General features: G+C 67.9%; 13 protein-coding genes and 2 tRNA genes. 3 read left to right on the forward strand and 12 right to left on the reverse strand.

What is annotated here, in order from left to right; all coding sequences use genetic code 11:
* Window positions 1-13 precede the first annotated feature (13 nt).
* The 6 genes from FK267_RS10505 to pgsA all read right to left on the reverse strand — a co-directional run bounded on the left by FK267_RS10505 (window position 14) and on the right by pgsA (window position 4,101).
* Entirely contained in the window at window positions 14-511 is a 498-nt protein-coding gene (locus tag FK267_RS10505) for a regulatory protein RecX (RefSeq protein WP_141407137.1), read from the reverse strand.
* Window positions 511-1,752, reverse strand: a complete 1,242-nt coding sequence (gene recA, locus FK267_RS10510) for a recombinase RecA (protein ID WP_075378254.1) — start codon at window positions 1,750-1,752, stop codon at window positions 511-513. Before recA ends, FK267_RS10505 begins: the two co-directional genes overlap by 1 nt.
* Window positions 1,753-2,019: 267 nt before the next feature.
* A complete protein-coding gene (locus FK267_RS10515) occupies window positions 2,020-2,238 on the reverse strand; it encodes a DUF3046 domain-containing protein (RefSeq protein WP_075374468.1) in 219 nt (72 codons plus the stop codon).
* A gap of 129 nt (window positions 2,239-2,367) precedes the next feature.
* Window positions 2,368-2,778: a helix-turn-helix domain-containing protein gene (locus FK267_RS10520; protein WP_004565236.1), complete on the reverse strand. Its 411-nt coding sequence runs from the start codon at window positions 2,776-2,778 to the stop codon at window positions 2,368-2,370.
* A 161-nt stretch (window positions 2,779-2,939) separates the two neighbouring features.
* Window positions 2,940-3,461, reverse strand: a complete 522-nt coding sequence (locus tag FK267_RS10525; RefSeq protein WP_141407138.1) for a CinA family protein — start codon at window positions 3,459-3,461, stop codon at window positions 2,940-2,942.
* A 16-nt stretch (window positions 3,462-3,477) separates the two neighbouring features.
* A complete protein-coding gene (pgsA, locus tag FK267_RS10530; protein WP_141407139.1) occupies window positions 3,478-4,101 on the reverse strand; it encodes a CDP-diacylglycerol--glycerol-3-phosphate 3-phosphatidyltransferase in 624 nt (207 codons plus the stop codon).
* A 238-nt stretch (window positions 4,102-4,339) separates the two neighbouring features.
* Between pgsA and FK267_RS10535 the strand changes: the two genes are divergently transcribed.
* A complete protein-coding gene (locus tag FK267_RS10535; RefSeq protein ID WP_141407140.1) occupies window positions 4,340-5,683 on the forward strand; it encodes a CapA family protein in 1,344 nt (447 codons plus the stop codon).
* Here the strand turns inward: FK267_RS10535 and FK267_RS10540 are convergent.
* The 3 genes from FK267_RS10540 to FK267_RS10550 form a co-directional block, all read right to left on the reverse strand.
* Entirely contained in the window at window positions 5,672-8,575 is a 2,904-nt protein-coding gene (locus tag FK267_RS10540; protein WP_141407141.1) for an FtsK/SpoIIIE family DNA translocase, read from the reverse strand. The two genes, FK267_RS10535 and FK267_RS10540, sit on opposite strands and share 12 nt — an antisense overlap.
* 146 nt (window positions 8,576-8,721) lie before the next feature.
* On the reverse strand, window positions 8,722-9,657 hold the full coding sequence (locus FK267_RS10545) for a PfkB family carbohydrate kinase (RefSeq protein ID WP_075378257.1): 936 nt from the start codon (window positions 9,655-9,657) through the stop codon (window positions 8,722-8,724).
* Between the two features lie 18 nt (window positions 9,658-9,675).
* On the reverse strand, window positions 9,676-11,310 hold the full coding sequence (locus FK267_RS10550) for a ribonuclease J (RefSeq protein ID WP_043537763.1): 1,635 nt from the start codon (window positions 11,308-11,310) through the stop codon (window positions 9,676-9,678).
* A 173-nt stretch (window positions 11,311-11,483) separates the two neighbouring features.
* Here FK267_RS10550 and FK267_RS10555 point away from each other — a divergent pair, with 173 nt between their 5' ends.
* Window positions 11,484-12,326 (forward strand): polysaccharide deacetylase family protein, encoded by an 843-nt coding sequence (locus tag FK267_RS10555; protein WP_232622399.1) that lies wholly within the window; start codon window positions 11,484-11,486, stop codon window positions 12,324-12,326.
* A 211-nt stretch (window positions 12,327-12,537) separates the two neighbouring features.
* On the opposite strand, the gene FK267_RS10560 is transcribed toward FK267_RS10555, so the two are convergent.
* Window positions 12,538-12,610: transfer RNA gene (locus FK267_RS10560), tRNA-Glu, on the reverse strand.
* 100 nt (window positions 12,611-12,710) lie between these two features.
* Window positions 12,711-12,782, reverse strand: a tRNA-Gln gene (locus FK267_RS10565).
* Between the two features lie 940 nt (window positions 12,783-13,722).
* On the opposite strand from FK267_RS10565, the gene FK267_RS10575 reads away from it, so the two are divergent.
* Window positions 13,723-14,508: a serine/arginine repetitive matrix protein 1 gene (locus tag FK267_RS10575; RefSeq protein ID WP_232211281.1), complete on the forward strand. Its 786-nt coding sequence runs from the start codon at window positions 13,723-13,725 to the stop codon at window positions 14,506-14,508.
* 138 nt (window positions 14,509-14,646) lie between these two features.
* Here FK267_RS10575 and gltX read toward each other — a convergent pair whose 3' ends face one another.
* Window positions 14,647-16,263 carry a glutamate--tRNA ligase gene (gene gltX / locus FK267_RS10580; RefSeq protein ID WP_141407143.1) on the reverse strand — a complete coding sequence of 539 codons (1,617 nt, stop codon included), beginning with the start codon at window positions 16,261-16,263 and terminating at the stop codon, window positions 14,647-14,649.
* Window positions 16,264-16,362: the final 99 nt, after the last annotated feature.

Genomic DNA, 16,362 nt, shown 5'->3' on the forward strand with positions numbered 1-16,362 from the left:
AGCAGTCCCGTCCTCATTCCAATTCCTCAGCGTGAGCAGCAGCGATGGCCCGCATGGTCACGTCCCGGCTGTAGCCCTTGCGCCCCAGCACGGCCGCGGTGCGACGCCGGCGCACCTCCCAGGGCAGGTGGCCGGTGGCGGAGAGCTTCTTGCGAGCCAGCGCCAGCGCCGCTGAGTCCTCGTCCTCGGAGTTGATCTGCTCGAGGGCCTCGGCGACGTCCGACTCCCCCAGCCCCTTGCGCCGCAGCTCCTCGGCGATCGCTCGCCTGGCCGCCCCCTTCTCCGCGAAGCGGGTGCGCGCGAGGCGGGCCGCGTAGGCGGTGTCGTCAATGACTCCGGCGGCCTCCAGACGGTCAAGAACCTCGGAGGCTACACGGGGGTCCACCTCCTTGCGCTCGAGGAGCTCGGCCAGGGCGGCGCGAGGAGCCGCGCTGCGGTCCAGGCGGCGCAGGACGATCTCCCGCGCCGCCTCGACCGCCTGCGCATGGGCGTCAGGGATGAGCCAGGGCATCAGAACCCGCCGGCCTCCTCACCGAAGATGGTGTCCGACTCATCCGCCGACGCCTCCTTGGGAGTCTTCACGCTCTTGGAGGTCTTAGCAGTGGAGGTGGCCTTCTTCCCGCGCCCTCGGGCGGTCTTGACCGCGCTCGTGGCGGCGGTGTCAGCGCTCTCCACCGGGACGGCTGCCGCGGCCACGGCGGCCTCGGCAGCAGCGAGCTCCTCAGCCTCCCGGGCCTTGCGGCCGGGCTCACCGATGCCCAGGGCGGCGAGGATCTTCTCCTCGATCTCGGCAGCCAGCTGCGGGTTGTCCTTGAGGAAGTTGCGGGCATTCTCCTTGCCTTGACCAAGCTGGTCCTCCCCATAGGTGAACCAGGCCCCTGACTTGCGCACCACGCCGTTGTCCACTCCCAGGTCCAGCAGGCTGCCCTCGCGGGAGATGCCCTGGCCGTAGAGGATGTCGAACTCGGCCTGCTTGAAGGGCGGCGCCATCTTGTTCTTGACGACCTTGACCCGGGTGCGGTTGCCCACAGGCTGGTCCCCGTCCTTGAGGCCGCCGATACGGCGTACATCCAGGCGCACGGAGGCGTAGAACTTCAGGGCCTTCCCTCCGGTGGTGGTCTCCGGGTTGCCGAAGAACACACCGATCTTCTCGCGCAGCTGGTTGATGAAGATGGCCGTGGTGCCGGTGGAGGACAGCGCACCGGTGATCTTGCGCAGCGCCTGGCTCATGAGGCGGGCCTGGAGACCGACGTGGGAGTCCCCCATCTCCCCCTCGATCTCAGCCTTGGGGACCAGGGCCGCCACGGAGTCGATGACGATGATGTCCAGGCCGCCTGAGCGCACCAGCATGTCGGTGATCTCCAGGGCCTGCTCCCCGGTGTCCGGCTGTGAGACCAGGAGGTTGTCGATGTCGACGCCCAGGGCCTTGGCGTAGACCGGGTCGAGGGCGTGCTCGGCGTCGATGAAGGCCGCGTTCCCGCCGGCCCTCTGCGCGCTGGCCACGGCGTGCAGGGCGACGGTGGTCTTTCCGGAGGACTCCGGCCCGTAGACCTCGACGATGCGTCCCCTCGGGAGCCCTCCGACTCCCAGAGCCACGTCGAGGGCGACCGACCCCGTCGGGATGACGGAGACCGGAGGACGGGACTCGTCCCCCAGGCGCATGACGGATCCCTTACCGAAGCTCTTGTCGATCTGGGCGAGGGCTGTGGCCAGGGCCTTGGAGCGGTCCTGGGTCTGGCTGGCAGCAGGCATTGTTCTACCTCGGTTCTCAGGGCGGCGCGCAGCCGCGGCGGGCATGGCTGGTCAACTTCGGCGAGGTCCCCTCTCCGGGGCTCACCAACGACGGTATGCCTGACCACTGACATCTATCTCCGCCCCGCATCAGCCCTGTGGACTCAGGGGGCGTCGTCGTCGTTCGTGGAGAACAGTACCCGAACACCTGTTCGATCGTGACATCATCGTCACGCGCGTGTCGGCGGCTCCACACCTGTCCCCCGCATCCGCCCTCGTCACCTGGGCTCAGCGACGCGGATCCGAGCGGAAGATCCATCGCTCGGCATCCGAGCGCTCGGTCTCCTCGCACAGCAGGCCCCAGACCTGCTCCGGGGCCACACCGTCGTCGAGCGCCTGCACGCAGGTCACCCCCAGCCCTGGAAGAACCAGATCCTGGGCCAGTGACCGGCCGTAGGCCGGACCGAAGACCGTCTCGACGGCGTTCCAGAACTCCGAGTGCTTCACCACTCCCCCTTTGTCAACAGGCAACCCGGCGGCGAGTCCACTCATTGTGGCCCCACCGCCGGGAAGGTCGGCTCACTGGCAACGATCTGCGCGCCACAAGAGCGGCGCACGCGGAGCGTCAGCGGATGGTCACCGCAGGGCGACCCCCTGCTGACGCACGAGCTCATCGGGAACCGTGTCCGGAATCATGACGCCCTCGGTCAGGGCGATGCGGTCGGAGACCTCACGCAGCACCATGGACAGGGGGGCGTCAAGCGCCTGGCAGATGGAGGCGAGCAGCTCGGAGGAGGCCTCCTTCTGGCCGCGCTCGACCTCGGAGAGGTACCCCAGGGAGACACGGGCCTGCGAGGAGACCTCGCGCAGTGTGCGTCCCTGGTGCTGTCGGACGCCGCGCAGGACTTCTCCGATCTCGCGGCGTAGGACGACATTCTCGTGCTTCGGGGTGTCCACGGACACACCGTACCCTGCCCCGGGTCCCTGGCGCATCGGCATCCGGTTGTTGATCGGGCGAGTGGTGCGGGGGTGAGTCGTGTTGTTCATCGTCTAGCACAACCATTCACGTCGTGGATTCATTCCCGCCACGTGGGGCCAGCTCTCCGGCTCCGGTGACGTTGAGAACCACTCTACCGGCATTCCTGAGAGAAATCTGAAATACGTCTTAGTCTGCGGTCTGTAGTTGGTCAGTCGTCATTGAGAAGCAATCAGGGCTGCGGCCCACACTCGTCCTTCTGTAGGAAGCCGATGGCCAGCTCACACACCTCCATCACGGTGGCGCACCGGATCTGCGAGCGATCACCGCTCAGGTGCAGCTCGCGGTGCCTCTGCCCCCAAGGAGCGACGACGGCGATATGGACCGTTCCGGCCGGATGTCCGTCGGCCGGCCCCGGCCCGGCCACCCCGGTGGTCGCCAGTCCCAGATCGGTCCCGAGGAGCCGACGCACTCCATGCGCCATCTGCAGGGCGACATCGCGGTCCACCGGCCCGGTTAGCTCCAGGTGCGCAGCATCGACCCTGAGGACCTGCGCCTTGATCCGGGTGGCGTAGGCCACGACCGCCCCCACGAGCACACGGGAGGCGCCGGGAACCTCCACCAGACTGGAGGCAACCTGCCCACCCGTCAACGACTCGGCGATCGCCAGAGTCATTCCGCGCTCCTCTGCGGACTGCAGGAGAGCCCTCGCCACGCGGACACGGTCCTCGGCGCCGGACGCCCCCTCGATCACCACGGCCCCCGGGCGGTCACCGGCCGCCCCGCCCGTTCTGACGGCTCAGCAGCATCGCCTCGCGGACGTAGTCCAGGCCGGTCACCACTGTGACGATGAGCGCCGCAGCCACGATGACGTAGGCCGCCTTGGTCAGGAACGCGGCCGGCCCCGCGGGCAGCATGAGCATGGACCACGGCGTGAGCAGCCCGACCAGCCCCACCATCTGCAGCGCCGTCTTGATCTTGCCGCCGCGCGAGGCCGCCATGACGGCACGGCGCAGCATGAAGAAGCGCATAACCGTGATGCCGAGCTCACGCACGATGATGAGGATGGTGACCCACCACCACAGTCGTTGGTTGACGCTCAGCAGAACGAAGGCGGACAGAGTCAGCGCCTTGTCCGCGATCGGGTCGGCGATCTTGCCGAAGGAGGTCACCAGCCCCCACGAGCGCGCCAGCTGGCCGTCCAGGCGGTCCGTGAAGGCCGCGACGACGAAGACCACGACTGCGGCGAGCCTGGCCCGGTCCCCGGGCAGCAGGGCGAGCCAGATGAAGACGGGCACGAGCAGCAGGCGCAGCACCGTCAGGACGTTGGCGATGTTGAGCAGCGGCGCCTGCTCTGACGGTGCGGCGCCATCCGGGGCGGTCGGGGCGTTCATCAGGTCCAGCCTAGTCGCGGACGACCTCCCACCGACGCAGAAACCTCGATCCATCTTTTCAACGGCCTCGCATCCGAATGCCTGCACCCTACGCGCTATGCCCCATTGCAGACGACACGCGGCATAAGATCCGTTCTCACCCACGGTTCACGCCGACATCCGGGAGCCTCCCCTGCACCACTGGAACGAGCACGAACCGCGCACACACTCTTAAGGTTCACTTCATACGTTCATCATCATGCACCCCTCCACTCTTCTCCCCTCAACTTCACCGGACTCCGCCGGCCTCACCCGCAGGTCACGGGGTCCTGGCCTGCTGACCGCCGTCGTTCTCACCGCATCCGTCGCCATGAACGGTTGCTCGACGAGTTCCGATCAGGCTGTGCCGGCTCAATCGCCGACTCCGTCCGCCTCCGCCAGCGTCGGCGGCTCGCAGGACGTCCACTTCACCGTGGGTTACGCCGGCGACGTCCTCATGCATATGCCGGTGATGGAGTCCACTCCGGCAGGCTCAGGGGATATCACCGCCAACATCGCCGCTGAGACCCCCTGGGTCGAGGGCCTGGATCTGGCCCTGTGCGGGATGGAGGTGCCTGTCGCTCCGGACGGGGTCTACTCGGGCTACCCCGCCTTCGGCACCTCTACCGAGGTTGTGGCCGCCTTGGCGAGATCCGGCTGGGACGGCTGCGCGACCGCCTCCAACCACGCCGCGGACCGGGGGGAGGCCGGCGTCGTGGCCACCTTGGACGCGCTGGACGCTCACGGGTTGGGCCACGCGGGCACCTACCGGAGCCAGCAGGACGCCTCGGTGCCCTTCGCGCTCTACGAGCTGGAGCGGGGCGGGCGTACCGTGACCGTCGCCCAGATCTCCACGACCATGGACCTCAACGGCCTGGAGGATCCCACCGGATACTCCGTGTCGCTCAACGACGTCGGCGCCATCACGAAGGCGGCGAAGTCGGCCCGTGCGGCGGGTGCCGATCTCGTCGTCGTCCATTCCCAGCTCGGTGAGGAGTACGAGACCACGCCCAACGACAAGCAGGTCTCCTACGCCCAGTCCCTGGCCGACACCGGGCAGGTCGACATCTTCTTCGGCGCTCATCCCCATGTGCCTCAGCCCGCCGAGAAGCTCTCCGGAGGAGTCGGGGGCAAGGGGATGTGGGTGTCGTACTCGGCCGGCAACTACATCTCGAACCAGGATGAGGACTGCTGCGCCCCGCTGTCCGATGTCGGTCAGCTGGTCTGGGCCGACGTCACCTCCCACGCCGACGGCTCAGTGAGCGTGGACAAGTTGAACTGGCACCCGTTCACCATGGATCTCGCCGGCGGCCACAAGATCAGGGACCTGGCGGCGCTTCACAACGGCGAGCAGCCTGCCGGCCTGGGGCTGAGCAAAGAGCAGATCGACCGGCGCTGGAGCCTGCTGACCTCTCAGGTCAAGGACACCTCGACCATGGCCACCACACCGCCCAAGCCCACCGGACCGGCTCCGACGATTCCCAGTCGGGAAAAGGTCATCACACGGGCAGGGGCACACCCGGCCCCGCAGGGCGCGGCGTCGGCCTCCGCCTCACCACGATGAGCCGCGGCCAGTGAGCGACCAGGCGTCCTCGGAGTCCTCATCGGCGGAGGTGTCGTCCCAAGACTCCGACTCCGGCAGGCTGGAGGCGACCTCCAAGGGGTCCGTGCTGTAGCGGTTCGACGGCATGACCGCAGTACGGGGCTCGTTCGCGGCAGGAGCCGAGGGGGCCTCGGAGTCGGGCTCGCCTTGAGACGCGTCAGGGGCCTCGGGGCTCTCCGCGCTTCCCGGCGCACCCCCCTCGCCCTTGATCCAGGCCAGGGTCTCCTCGAGCTGCTCGGGCTGGACGAGGACATCGCGGGCCTTGGACCCCTCCGAGGGGCCGACGACCTCACGGGACTCGAGCAGGTCCATGAGGCGTCCGGCCTTGGCGAAGCCGACCCGCAGCTTGCGCTGGAGCATGGAGGTGGAGCCGAACTGGCTGGAGATGATGAGCTCGGCGGCCTGCAGGAGCAGGTCCATGTCATCACCGATCTCCTCGTCGATCTGCTTCTTGACCTCCGGGACGACGACGTCCTCGCGGTACTCGGGCGTCAGCTGGGACTTGACGTGCTCGACGACGGAGCGGATCTCGGACTCGGTGACCCACGAGCCCTGGATACGCACTGGCGTGGAGGCGCCCGGGCCCAGGTAGAGGGCGTCACCCTGGCCGGTGAGCGTCTCGGCCCCGTTCTGGTCGAGGATGACCCGGGAGTCCAGTTGGGAGGCCGTGGCGAAGGCCAGGCGCGAGGGGACGTTGGACTTGATGAGGCCGGTGACCACCTGGGCGACGGGACGCTGGGTGGCCAGCACGAGGTGGATCCCGGCAGCGCGGGCCAGCTGGGTGATGCGCTGGATGGAGGCCTCCACGTCCTTGGGGGCGGTCATCATGAGGTCGGCGAGCTCGTCGACGACGACCAGGAGGTAGGGGTAGGGGCTCAGCTCTCGCTGGGATCCCGGCAGGGGCTGGACCTCGCCTGCGCGCACCGCCTTGTTGAAGTCGTCAATGTGCTTGAAGCCGAAGGAGGCCAGGTCGTCGTAGCGGGCGTCCATCTCGCGCACCACCCACTCCAGGGCCTCTGCCGCCTTCTTCGGGGAGGTGATGATCGGGGTGATGAGGTGGGGGATGCCCTCGTAGATGGTCAGCTCCACCCGCTTGGGGTCCACCAGCACCATGCGCACCTCCTCGGGGGTGGCACGCATCATGATCGAGGTAATCATCGAGTTGACGAAGGAGGACTTACCCGAACCGGTCTGCCCGGCCACCAGCAGGTGCGGGGTCTTGGCCAGGTTGGTGACGACGTAGTCGCCCTCGACGTTCTTGCCCAGCCCGACCACCAGCGGGTGCGCCTGCTTTCGCGCGGCCTGGGAGCGCAGGACGTCGCCGAGCTTGACCATCTCCCGGTCGCTGTTGGGGATCTCGATTCCGATGGCGCTCTTACCCGGAATAGGGGTGAGCAGACGGATCTCGTCGGAGGCCACCGCGTAGGCGATGTTCTTCTCCAGCCCCGTGATCCGGGAGACGTTGACCCCCCGGCCCCGGTGAACCTCGTAGCGGGTGACCTGGGGGCCGCGCGTGTAGCCGGTGACCGTGGCGTCCACGTTGAACTCGGCGAAGACGTTCTGCAGGGACTCCACAATGGCGTCGTTGGCGGGGGTGCGGGTGGAGTGGCCCGGGCCGGGACCGAGCAGCGCGTCATCGGGCAGGGTGTAGGTCGATCCGTCGGGCAGAGCCATGTCGCTCATGGCGATCTGGTCGGCGAGGTCGGGCTCCTCCAGCGCGACCTCGGGGGTCTCCTCAGTGACGGCGTCGAAACCGGAGGGCGACTGCGGTGCGCTGCGCTTGGCGGATGAGGGTTTGCGCTGCCCTCCTGCGGCCGGGCCGGAGGCCACGGAGCCACCTGCCGGGCCGGCGGGCCTGCTCCGGGCGGGAGAGGAGGCTGAGGGCGCCGGGGAGGCGATGACATCAGTCTCCTCGCCCACGTCCGGGATGACGAAGTCCTCGCCCTTGGAGTAGGACCCGTGATCGGCGCCCGGCTCGAAGAGCTCGGTGATCGTCGTCTGCTGGGCCTGCCGGTCGGCCGAGCGCTTACGGCGGCCACTGCCCCGTTTACGTGAGGCCGACTCCTCCACCTCCAGGGCGGAGCGGAAGGGCTCGTCGCCGTCATAGGAGTCCAGGAGCGCCGTCTGATCCGAGTCCGCGCCCGAGGCGCCGGCCCGCTCAGAGCCTCCGCGGACCCGCCCCAGCAGGCGCCGGGCCAGGGAGTCACCCGATCCATCGGCGCCCTGGGAGGCTCCGTCACCGTCCGCGGCCCGGTACTGATCCAGTAGGTCACGGATCTCGGCAACGGTCTTGCCGGACAGGACCAGTGCGGAGAACGCGGTCAGGAGGAGGAACAGGATGAAGGCCCCCACGGAGGAGAACAGTGCCGCCAGCGGGTAGCCCACCAGCCACCCCAGCAGCCCTCCGGCCCTCTCCAGGCCGTCGATGTTGCCCTTGAGGACCGGGTTGCCGCTGCCGACCTGGATCATTCCGGTCAGAGCGGTCAGCAGCCCCAGGCAGCCCACGGAGACCCGTGCGTGCACCGCCCCCAGGCTGTGGACCCGCAGCATGGCGATGCCCAGCGCCGCCAGGAGCGGGGGTACGAAGACACCCAGGACGCCAACGGGACCCGCGGCGATGTGGTGCAGGAGATCGCCTGCGGCACCGGAGATCCCGAACCACTCGCGCAGTGCCAGCACCGCTGCGAGGGCCAGGATGAGGAAGGCCCAGCCGGTACGGCGGTAGCGTCCGCCCGAGGGCCCGGTTCCGGGCGCGGAGAAGGGTGCGGTTCCTGGAGCGGAACCGCCTCGATTACGTCCTCTGCCGGTTCCCGGTGAAGGCGCAGCTGTTCTCGTGGTGCGACGATTGGCCATGATGCCCTAGAAACTATCGGATTCTCGGTGTCATTGACCTTGCCACGCCGCCCGCCCCGGCCGGAGACACGTCACCTTCTCGGTGCCGCGGCCCGGTACGGGGACTCATCCCCTGAGGGCAGAGGCGGGCGCGCCCCGGGCCCCCGTCAGGACCTCTCATCGTCGGCGCGGAGGAACTCATCGATCTCCTCGCACAGCGGGGCCTGGGCCGGGCCACTGCGGGCCACGGCGTGGGCGGCGGCCGCGTTGGCTCGCCTGGCCGCCTCGACGACGTCGAGCCCGCCCAGGAGGCCGGCGACCAGGACACCGGTATGCGTGTCTCCCGCTCCCGTCGTGTCCACGACCTCACGCACGAAACCGGGTACCTCGATCGGCTCGCCGCCCACCGGGTGGAGAACACAGCCGTTCATGCCGGTTCGGTGGACGATCAGTGCTTCAGGGCAGGCCTGCCGGATGGCACCGGTGCCGCCCAGTCGCTTCTCGAGGCGCCCCATCTCCAGGTCGTTCCCGGTCAGTATCGTCGCCCTCCTCAGCAGCGGAAGGAGCACCTGGTCGGGGATGTCGGGCTGGACCGGGCCGAGGTCGATCACCAGCCCGACGCCGTCGGGGATCGACAGGAGCCAGTCGGCCAGGATGCCGCGGCTCGTGTAGTGGGCCAGGTCGTAGCCCGTGGCGTAGACCCAGTCCCCGGCCCTCAGGTCGATGCTCTCGAGATCCTCACGCTGAGGCTCGCCCTCAACACCCGCGGTGGTGATGAAGGTGCGTCGGCCGGAGGGCTCGATGAGCGTGGTGCAGGTGCCGATGTCCCCGACGAGCTCCTCGACGAGCAGCTCCACCCGGTCCAGCCGCATCGACTCGCGCACCCGCGCGGAGTTGGGTCCGGTTCCCAGGGTGGCGGCCAGGGCCGTGGGTACACCCTGCCGGGCTGCGGCCGAGACCACGGTGTACCCGCCACCGACGACCGGACCCGACGACGCCCCGGTGATCGCCCCTCCCGGCGTCGGCACACGGCTGACGTGGAGGGGGATGTCAATGAGGATGGATCCGGTGGATATGAAGCACGCGGGCCGGAAGAGAGTCATGCAGTAAGCGCCCTCCCGCTATGCCTCGATGACGACCGGGACGATCATGGGACGGCGCCTGAGGCGGCGCCCGATCCAGCGCCCCAGGGTGCGGCGCATGACCTGCTGGAGGGAGTAGGCGTCCGCCTTCCCGGTCTCCAGCGCAGCCGACAGGGCCTCGGTCACATCGGGAAGGATCTCCTCGAAGACCGAGTCGTCCTCCGCCACGCCCCGCGCCTGGATGTGGGGGCCGGCCAGGATCGTGCCAGTCGTGGTCTCCACCACGGCGTAGACCGAGACGAAGCCCTCCTCCGCCAGGATGCGGCGGTCCTTGAGCTCAGCCTCGTCGATCTCCCCCACCGAGGAGCCGTCGACGTAGATGTAGCCGCAGGGCACCTGGCCGGCGATACGGGCCACTCCACCCTCCAGGTCGACGGCCACGCCGTCCTCACACAGCATGACCCGTTCCGGGGCGATTCCCGTCTTGACGGCGAGCCCACCATTGGCCACCAGATGACGAATCTCACCGTGAATGGGCATGACGTTGCGGGGCTGGACGATGTTGTAGACGTGGAGCAGCTCCTCGGAGGAGGCGTGCCCGGAGACGTGGACCTTGGCGTTGCCCTGGTGGACCACGCGTGCCCCCAGCCTCATGAGCTGGTTGATGACCCGGAAGACGGAGTTCTCGTTGCCGGGGATGAGGGAGGAGGCGAAGATGACGGTGTCCCCGGGCTCGATGGTGACGCTGCGGTGCTCGGAGTGGGCCATCCGGGACAGGGCCGCCATGGGCTCTCCCTGAGAGCCGGTGACCATGAGGACTCTCTCGTGCGGGGGCAGCGAGGTGATGTCCCGGGCATCGATGAGGACGCCGGCGGGGACCTTGAGGTAGCCGCGCTCGGCGGCGATCCCCATGTTGCGCACCATGGAGCGCCCCACGAGGGCGACCCGCCTGTCGTGCAGGGCGGCGGCATCGAGGACCTGCTGGACGCGGTGGACGTGGCTGGCGAAGGAGGCCACGACGATCTGCCCGTCGGAGTCGGCGAAGACGTTGTCCAGGACCTGGCCGATCTCGCCCTCGTGGCCCACCATGCCCGGGACCTCGGCGTTGGTGGAGTCCACGCAGAACAGGTCCACGCCCTCCTCACCGAAACGGGCGAAGGAGCGCAGGTCCGTGATGCGCCCGTCGATGGGCAGGGAGTCCATCTTGAAGTCACCGGTGGCCAGCACGTTGCCGGCATCGGTGCGGATCATGACGGCCATGGCGTCGGGGATGGAGTGGTTGACGGCCACGAACTCCAGGTCAAAGGGGCCGTAGGAGACCTCCTCGTGCTCGATGACCTGGCGCAGCACCGGGCGGATACGGTGCTCCTTGAGCTTGGCCTCCACGAAGGCCAGCGTGAGCTCGCTTCCCACCAGGGGGATGTCGTCACGCAGGCGCAGCAGGTAGGGCACACCCCCGATGTGGTCCTCGTGCCCGTGAGTCAGGACCAGGGCGACGACGTCGTCGATGCGGTGCTCGATGGAGGAGAAGTCGGGAAGGATGAGGTCGACGCCCGGCTGGTCCTCCTCGGGGAAGAGCACACCGCAGTCAACGATGAGCAGCTTGCCGTCCAGCTCGAAGACGGTCATGTTGCGGCCGACCTCGCCCAGGCCCCCCAGGGGAGTGATGCGCATGGCGCCATCAGCGAGGGGGCCGGGGGTCTTCAGCGCGGGAAAGTTCGTCACGCGGGCATCCTACCGAGGATGTCTCGGATATCGATTGATACGGCGCGAGGCAGTTCGACGCCGTCGTGGTTCTGCAACGTTCCGACGGCGACTTCAGGGGCTTGCCGGGTTCGCTCTACGATATGCCGGTGACGACCACGAGCCTGCCGGATGACGGAGCCAGGGACACCGCTCCCTCTTCGTCAACCGAGTCACAGCCGAGTCCCGCTCCTCGTGAGAGCCGGCGAGGCTTCCTGGGAAGAGCCGCCCTGGCAACGACGGCGGGCGTGCTCGGCGCGGGCGCCGGCGCAGGAGCAACTCACTGGCGGGAGACCCACCTCTCCCCCACCGCCAGAACCGCCCCTCGCCCGGCGGGCCCCGGCAGCGCGCTCGGTACGCGAGTGGTCTTCCAGACCGACGGGAAGTCCGGAAAGCTGGCGCTGACCTTCGACGACGGGCCGGACCCCCGTTGGACTCCACGGGTGCTCGACATGCTGGCGAGGCTGCACGTGCGGGCCACCTTCTTCGTTCTGGGCTCCGCGGTGCAGGCCCACCCCGAGCTGATCGCGCGACAGGTCGCCGAAGGACACGAGGTCGGGGTCCATAACTGGGTGCACACGGATGTCTACGGTGTGAGCTTCTCCGAGCTGAGCGACTCGGTGGACCGCACGTGTGAGGCGATCGTGGCGGCAGGCGCCCCATCTCCGCGCCTGTGGCGGCCTCCCTACGGCCGGGTTGACGCGCCGGCCATGATGGTTGCCTCGCTCAAGAGGATGGACCTGCTGCTGTGGAGCGTTCACACGCCATCGGCGGCGGCCGCCGACGCTGTCAAGGACGTTGCCGGCGCCGGATCGGTGGTGCTGTGCCACGACGGGCGCACGCAGCCCTCCGAGGGCCTGTTCTCCGCCCTGGAAGGAGGCTTGCGCTCACTGCTGGAGCGAGGGCTCACCGTCACGACGGGCAGCGACCTGCTGGCCTCCGCCTGATGGACGGCTGAGGAACCCTCACCGGCATGAGCGCGGTTCACCGCGGCGGCATGGGGCGAACAGATGGGCGAGTACACAAGGCGCCCGCTCCACCGTGCGGTGGAGCGGGCGCCTGTTCCTCGTACCCCCAGCCGGATTCNNTAGGCCACTAAACGATGGGGGCATGCTATGGAGTTGTGAACCAGCAGACCTGATCGGACTGCTTGATCCGTACCCCCAGCCGGATTCGAACCGGCGCCGCCGCCGTGAGAGGGCGGTGTCCTAGGCCACTAAACGATGGGGGCATATGACAGTCCGAATACCGCAATCGGCAACCGGACCCTCGTACCCCCAGCCGGATTCNNTAGGCCACTAAACGATGGGGGCCACAGATCATGAGATCCGCTGGGGTACCAGGACTCGAACCTAGAATAACTGAACCAGAATCAGTCGTGTTGCCAATTACACCATACCCCAAGGGGCTTCACCCCGGAACGGATCACGTCCGAGGCAGCGGGCAGTAATCTACACGCCCGCCCTCAGCCCATCAAATCGCTAGGAGGTGAAGACCGACACACAACGGACGTCTCGGGATCGTCCCCCTCCATCCTCCCACTCGCCGCCTCACAGGACCCTGGCAACCAGCACCGCAGCCCCTCCTGAGCGCTCACAACCAAGCGGAGCTCCAGAGGCATCCCCTACACTCCCATCTAGTTCCTGCCCACCCCACCCTTCTGGGAGGCAATATGCCCACCCACCTGCGGCACCGTCACCGCCTAGGTCACGGCCCCTGCAACACTCGCCTCCGCGCCCTTGGACCGACCCGGATCGCCGCCCTCCCCCTGGGCGCCTGCGGCCCCGCACACGAAGGACAGCTGAGCGTCGAACCCACCGGCGCCTCTACCAAGACCGTCCCCTCCGGCTCACCAGCGCCGTCCACAACACCGCCCTCGACGCCGTCGGCAACACCTTCCGCAACCGCCCGGACGGCCCCGAACGTCACGATCTCCCACGACCGGGCCGGCACGTGGCTCCGGCAGGACGACATACTCAAGCAACCGGTCACGACGTCGACAGAAATCGGCCAGGCCTACGACTTCGACGCAGGAGGATGTCCAGCCATTATTTTCTACGACGCAGATCCGTCGATCGACAGCGAAAGAAAAAGGGGTGGAGACAACGCAATCTCTTCCATCAAGGTACGGCAGACGATGTCCAACCACACCTCTTTCGTGGTGACCTCAGGGCCGACTCCCGTCGAAACCATACCGACGAGCTCGCCTCCACCGATGCATGGCATCAGTTCCTGTCCTCGACACGAGTGGCGGGACTCGATGCTGGGGTCATGGGATAGATGAGTTCCAGTACCGAGCCACACCACCACCCTTCCTCCTTCCTCACCACCAGGAGAGCCGCATTGCCTCATCCAGCACCGCACCACCACCAGATGCTCCTCGCCCGTACCCCCTCCAGAGCTCGTCGCCTGGCCCTGGGGATGTGCCTCGCAGCCAGTCTGGCGCTGAGCGCCTGCGGCCCGGCCCACAAGGGACAGCTGAAGGTCGAGCCAGCAGACGCCTCCGCCGAGGCCAGTGCCGAGGCCAGCGAATCCAGCTCACCCACACCGTCCAAGTCACCGAGCCCAACCGCCTCGGCGTCGACGCCCTCCCCCTCGGCAACGACATGGACGGCACCGAGTGTGACGGTTTCCAGTGAGGACTCGTCGGTCTGGACGCACGACGACGAGCGCATCAAGAAGGACTCGGCCGGCCCTAACGGGACTATTGACGGATACACGGTTAACGCCAACCCCGCCTGCTTCGGCTATGTTTCCACGAGCGCCGAGGAGAGGTACTACAGCCTCCGAGGAGTCGGGGACGACATTCAGTCCAAGGCGGCTCTCAAGAGTCAGCAGACGATCTTTTCCGGTTATCAGACGACACAGGGCCCGAACCCGGTGGAGGCCGTCCGGGACGACAGCGGGACCCTCCCGGGCTATGAGGAGACCTTCTCCGTGACGGTCAACTTCTCGGACGCCCCCAACACTCCCATGGATGGGTATCGCTTCGACAGGCGAGTGGGAGAGAAGGGGTTCGCTGTCGAGGTCATGCTGCTGTGCCCCCAGGGCTCCCTCATCGGGCTGGATCAGTGGCACACGATTCTGGGAGGCATCCGGCTCCAGGGAATCGACGCTGGAGCCATGTAATCGGCCGGCGCGGCCCACAGAAGAGCGGGACGGCTGGTGCGGTCCTGTACTCAGCTCCGCATTCACTGGCCGGTGGGGCCGGGACGCACACGCTCAACGCCGCGCCCCGGCCCCACCGGCTCAGTTCGTCGTGCAGTCTCACCCGAGCCGGGCCCGAAGAGCCTTCAGCCTGGCCAGGGTGGAGCTGCGTCCGAGGATCTCCATGGACTCGAACAGGGGCGGAGAGACCTGTCGCCCGGTCACCGCGACACGCAACGGGCCGTAAGCCAGACGCGGTTTGATCCCCTCGCCGTCGGGCATGCCCCGCCCCTCGACGATGGCGGTCTTGAGGGCCTCCTCCAGATGATCCTTGTCCCACTGCTCAGGGTTGAGCCCCTCCAGGGCGCTGATGCCCGCATCCAGCACGTCTCCGGCCGATGCCTTGAGCTTGGACAGAGCCTTGTCGTCGACGACGAGATCGTCGTCGGACACGAAGAGGAAGCCGAGCATGTCGCGGCTCTCTCGCAGCAGCTGGATCCGCGTCTGAATAAGGGGGGCCGCCGCGTTGAGGATCTCCTGCTCGCGCGCCGTGAGCTTGTCGAAGGCCTCCGCTGAGACCAGTGGCACCTGAGCGGTCTCACCGGTCGGGTCGGGGTAGGCGTCGACGAGGTAGGGCACCAGCCGGTCCCGGAAGTCGGTCTCCCCCAGCGCACGCACCTGCTCGGCGTTGATGGCCTCGCACTTCTTGGGGTCGAAGCGGGCCGGGTTGGGGTTGACGTCATGGACGTCGAAGGCCTCGATCATCTCTGCGGCTGAGAAGACGTCGCGGTCCGCGCTCAGTGACCACCCCAGGAGGGCCAGGTAGTTGAGGAGACCCTCGGGGATCATGCCGCGGTAGCGGTGGATGAGGAGGTTGGACTGGGGGTCCCGCTTGGACAGCTTCCGGTTGCCCTCCCCCATGACGTAAGGCAGGTGCCCGAACTCGGGAATGACCTGAGCCCGACCGATGTCCATGAGGGCCCGGTAGAGGACCACCTGCCGCGGGGTGGAGGACAGCAGGTCCTCACCGCGCAGAACGTGGGTGATGCCCATCGCGGCGTCGTCAACGGGGTTGACCAGGGTGTAGAGGGGCTCACCGCCCGCGCGCACGACGACGTAGTCCGGCACGCTGCCGGCCTTGAAGGTGATGGGGCCGCGGACCAGGTCGGTGAAGGTGATGTCGTCGTCCGGCATCCGCATCCGCAGGACGGGCAGGCGACCCTCGGCGCGGAAGGCGTCCTTCTGCTCCTGGGTCAGATTACGGTCGAAGCCGTCGTAGCCGAGCTTGGGGTCCTTGCCACGCTCACGGTGGCGCGCCTCGATCTCCTCGGGGGTGGAGAAGGACTCGTACAGGTAGCCCGCCGACAGCAGCTCGGCGGCCACCTCCTTGTACAGGTCCATGCGCTGGGACTGGCGGTAGGGCTCATGAGGGCCCCCTTTACCCACGCCCTCGTCCCAGTCCAGGCCCAACCAGGTCAGGGAGTCCAGGATGGCGTCGAAGGACTCCTCGGAGTCACGGGCGGCGTCGGTGTCCTCGATCCTGAAGACGAAGGTTCCGCCGGTGTGGCGGGCGTAAGCCCAGTTGAACAGGCAGGTGCGCACCATGCCCACGTGAGGGGTTCCCGTGGGTGAGGGGCAGAAACGTACGCGCACGGACGATGAGCCCTGCTCCGGGATACCGGAGGCGCTGGTGGGCTCAGGACGGAAAGCGGATGAGTGATCACTGAGTTCAGGCATGATGAGGCCAGGATAGTCCCCTCTGACGCCACCCAGGGAACAGGTCGGGCCCCTCGGGCGGGGTCCCCCGGCCACGCTGGCCGCCGCCGGCACCGTGAA

Origin of the sequence: Actinomyces oris, assembly GCF_006546825.1 — a bacterium.
Taxonomy (GTDB): Bacteria; Actinomycetota; Actinomycetes; order Actinomycetales; family Actinomycetaceae; genus Actinomyces; species Actinomyces oris.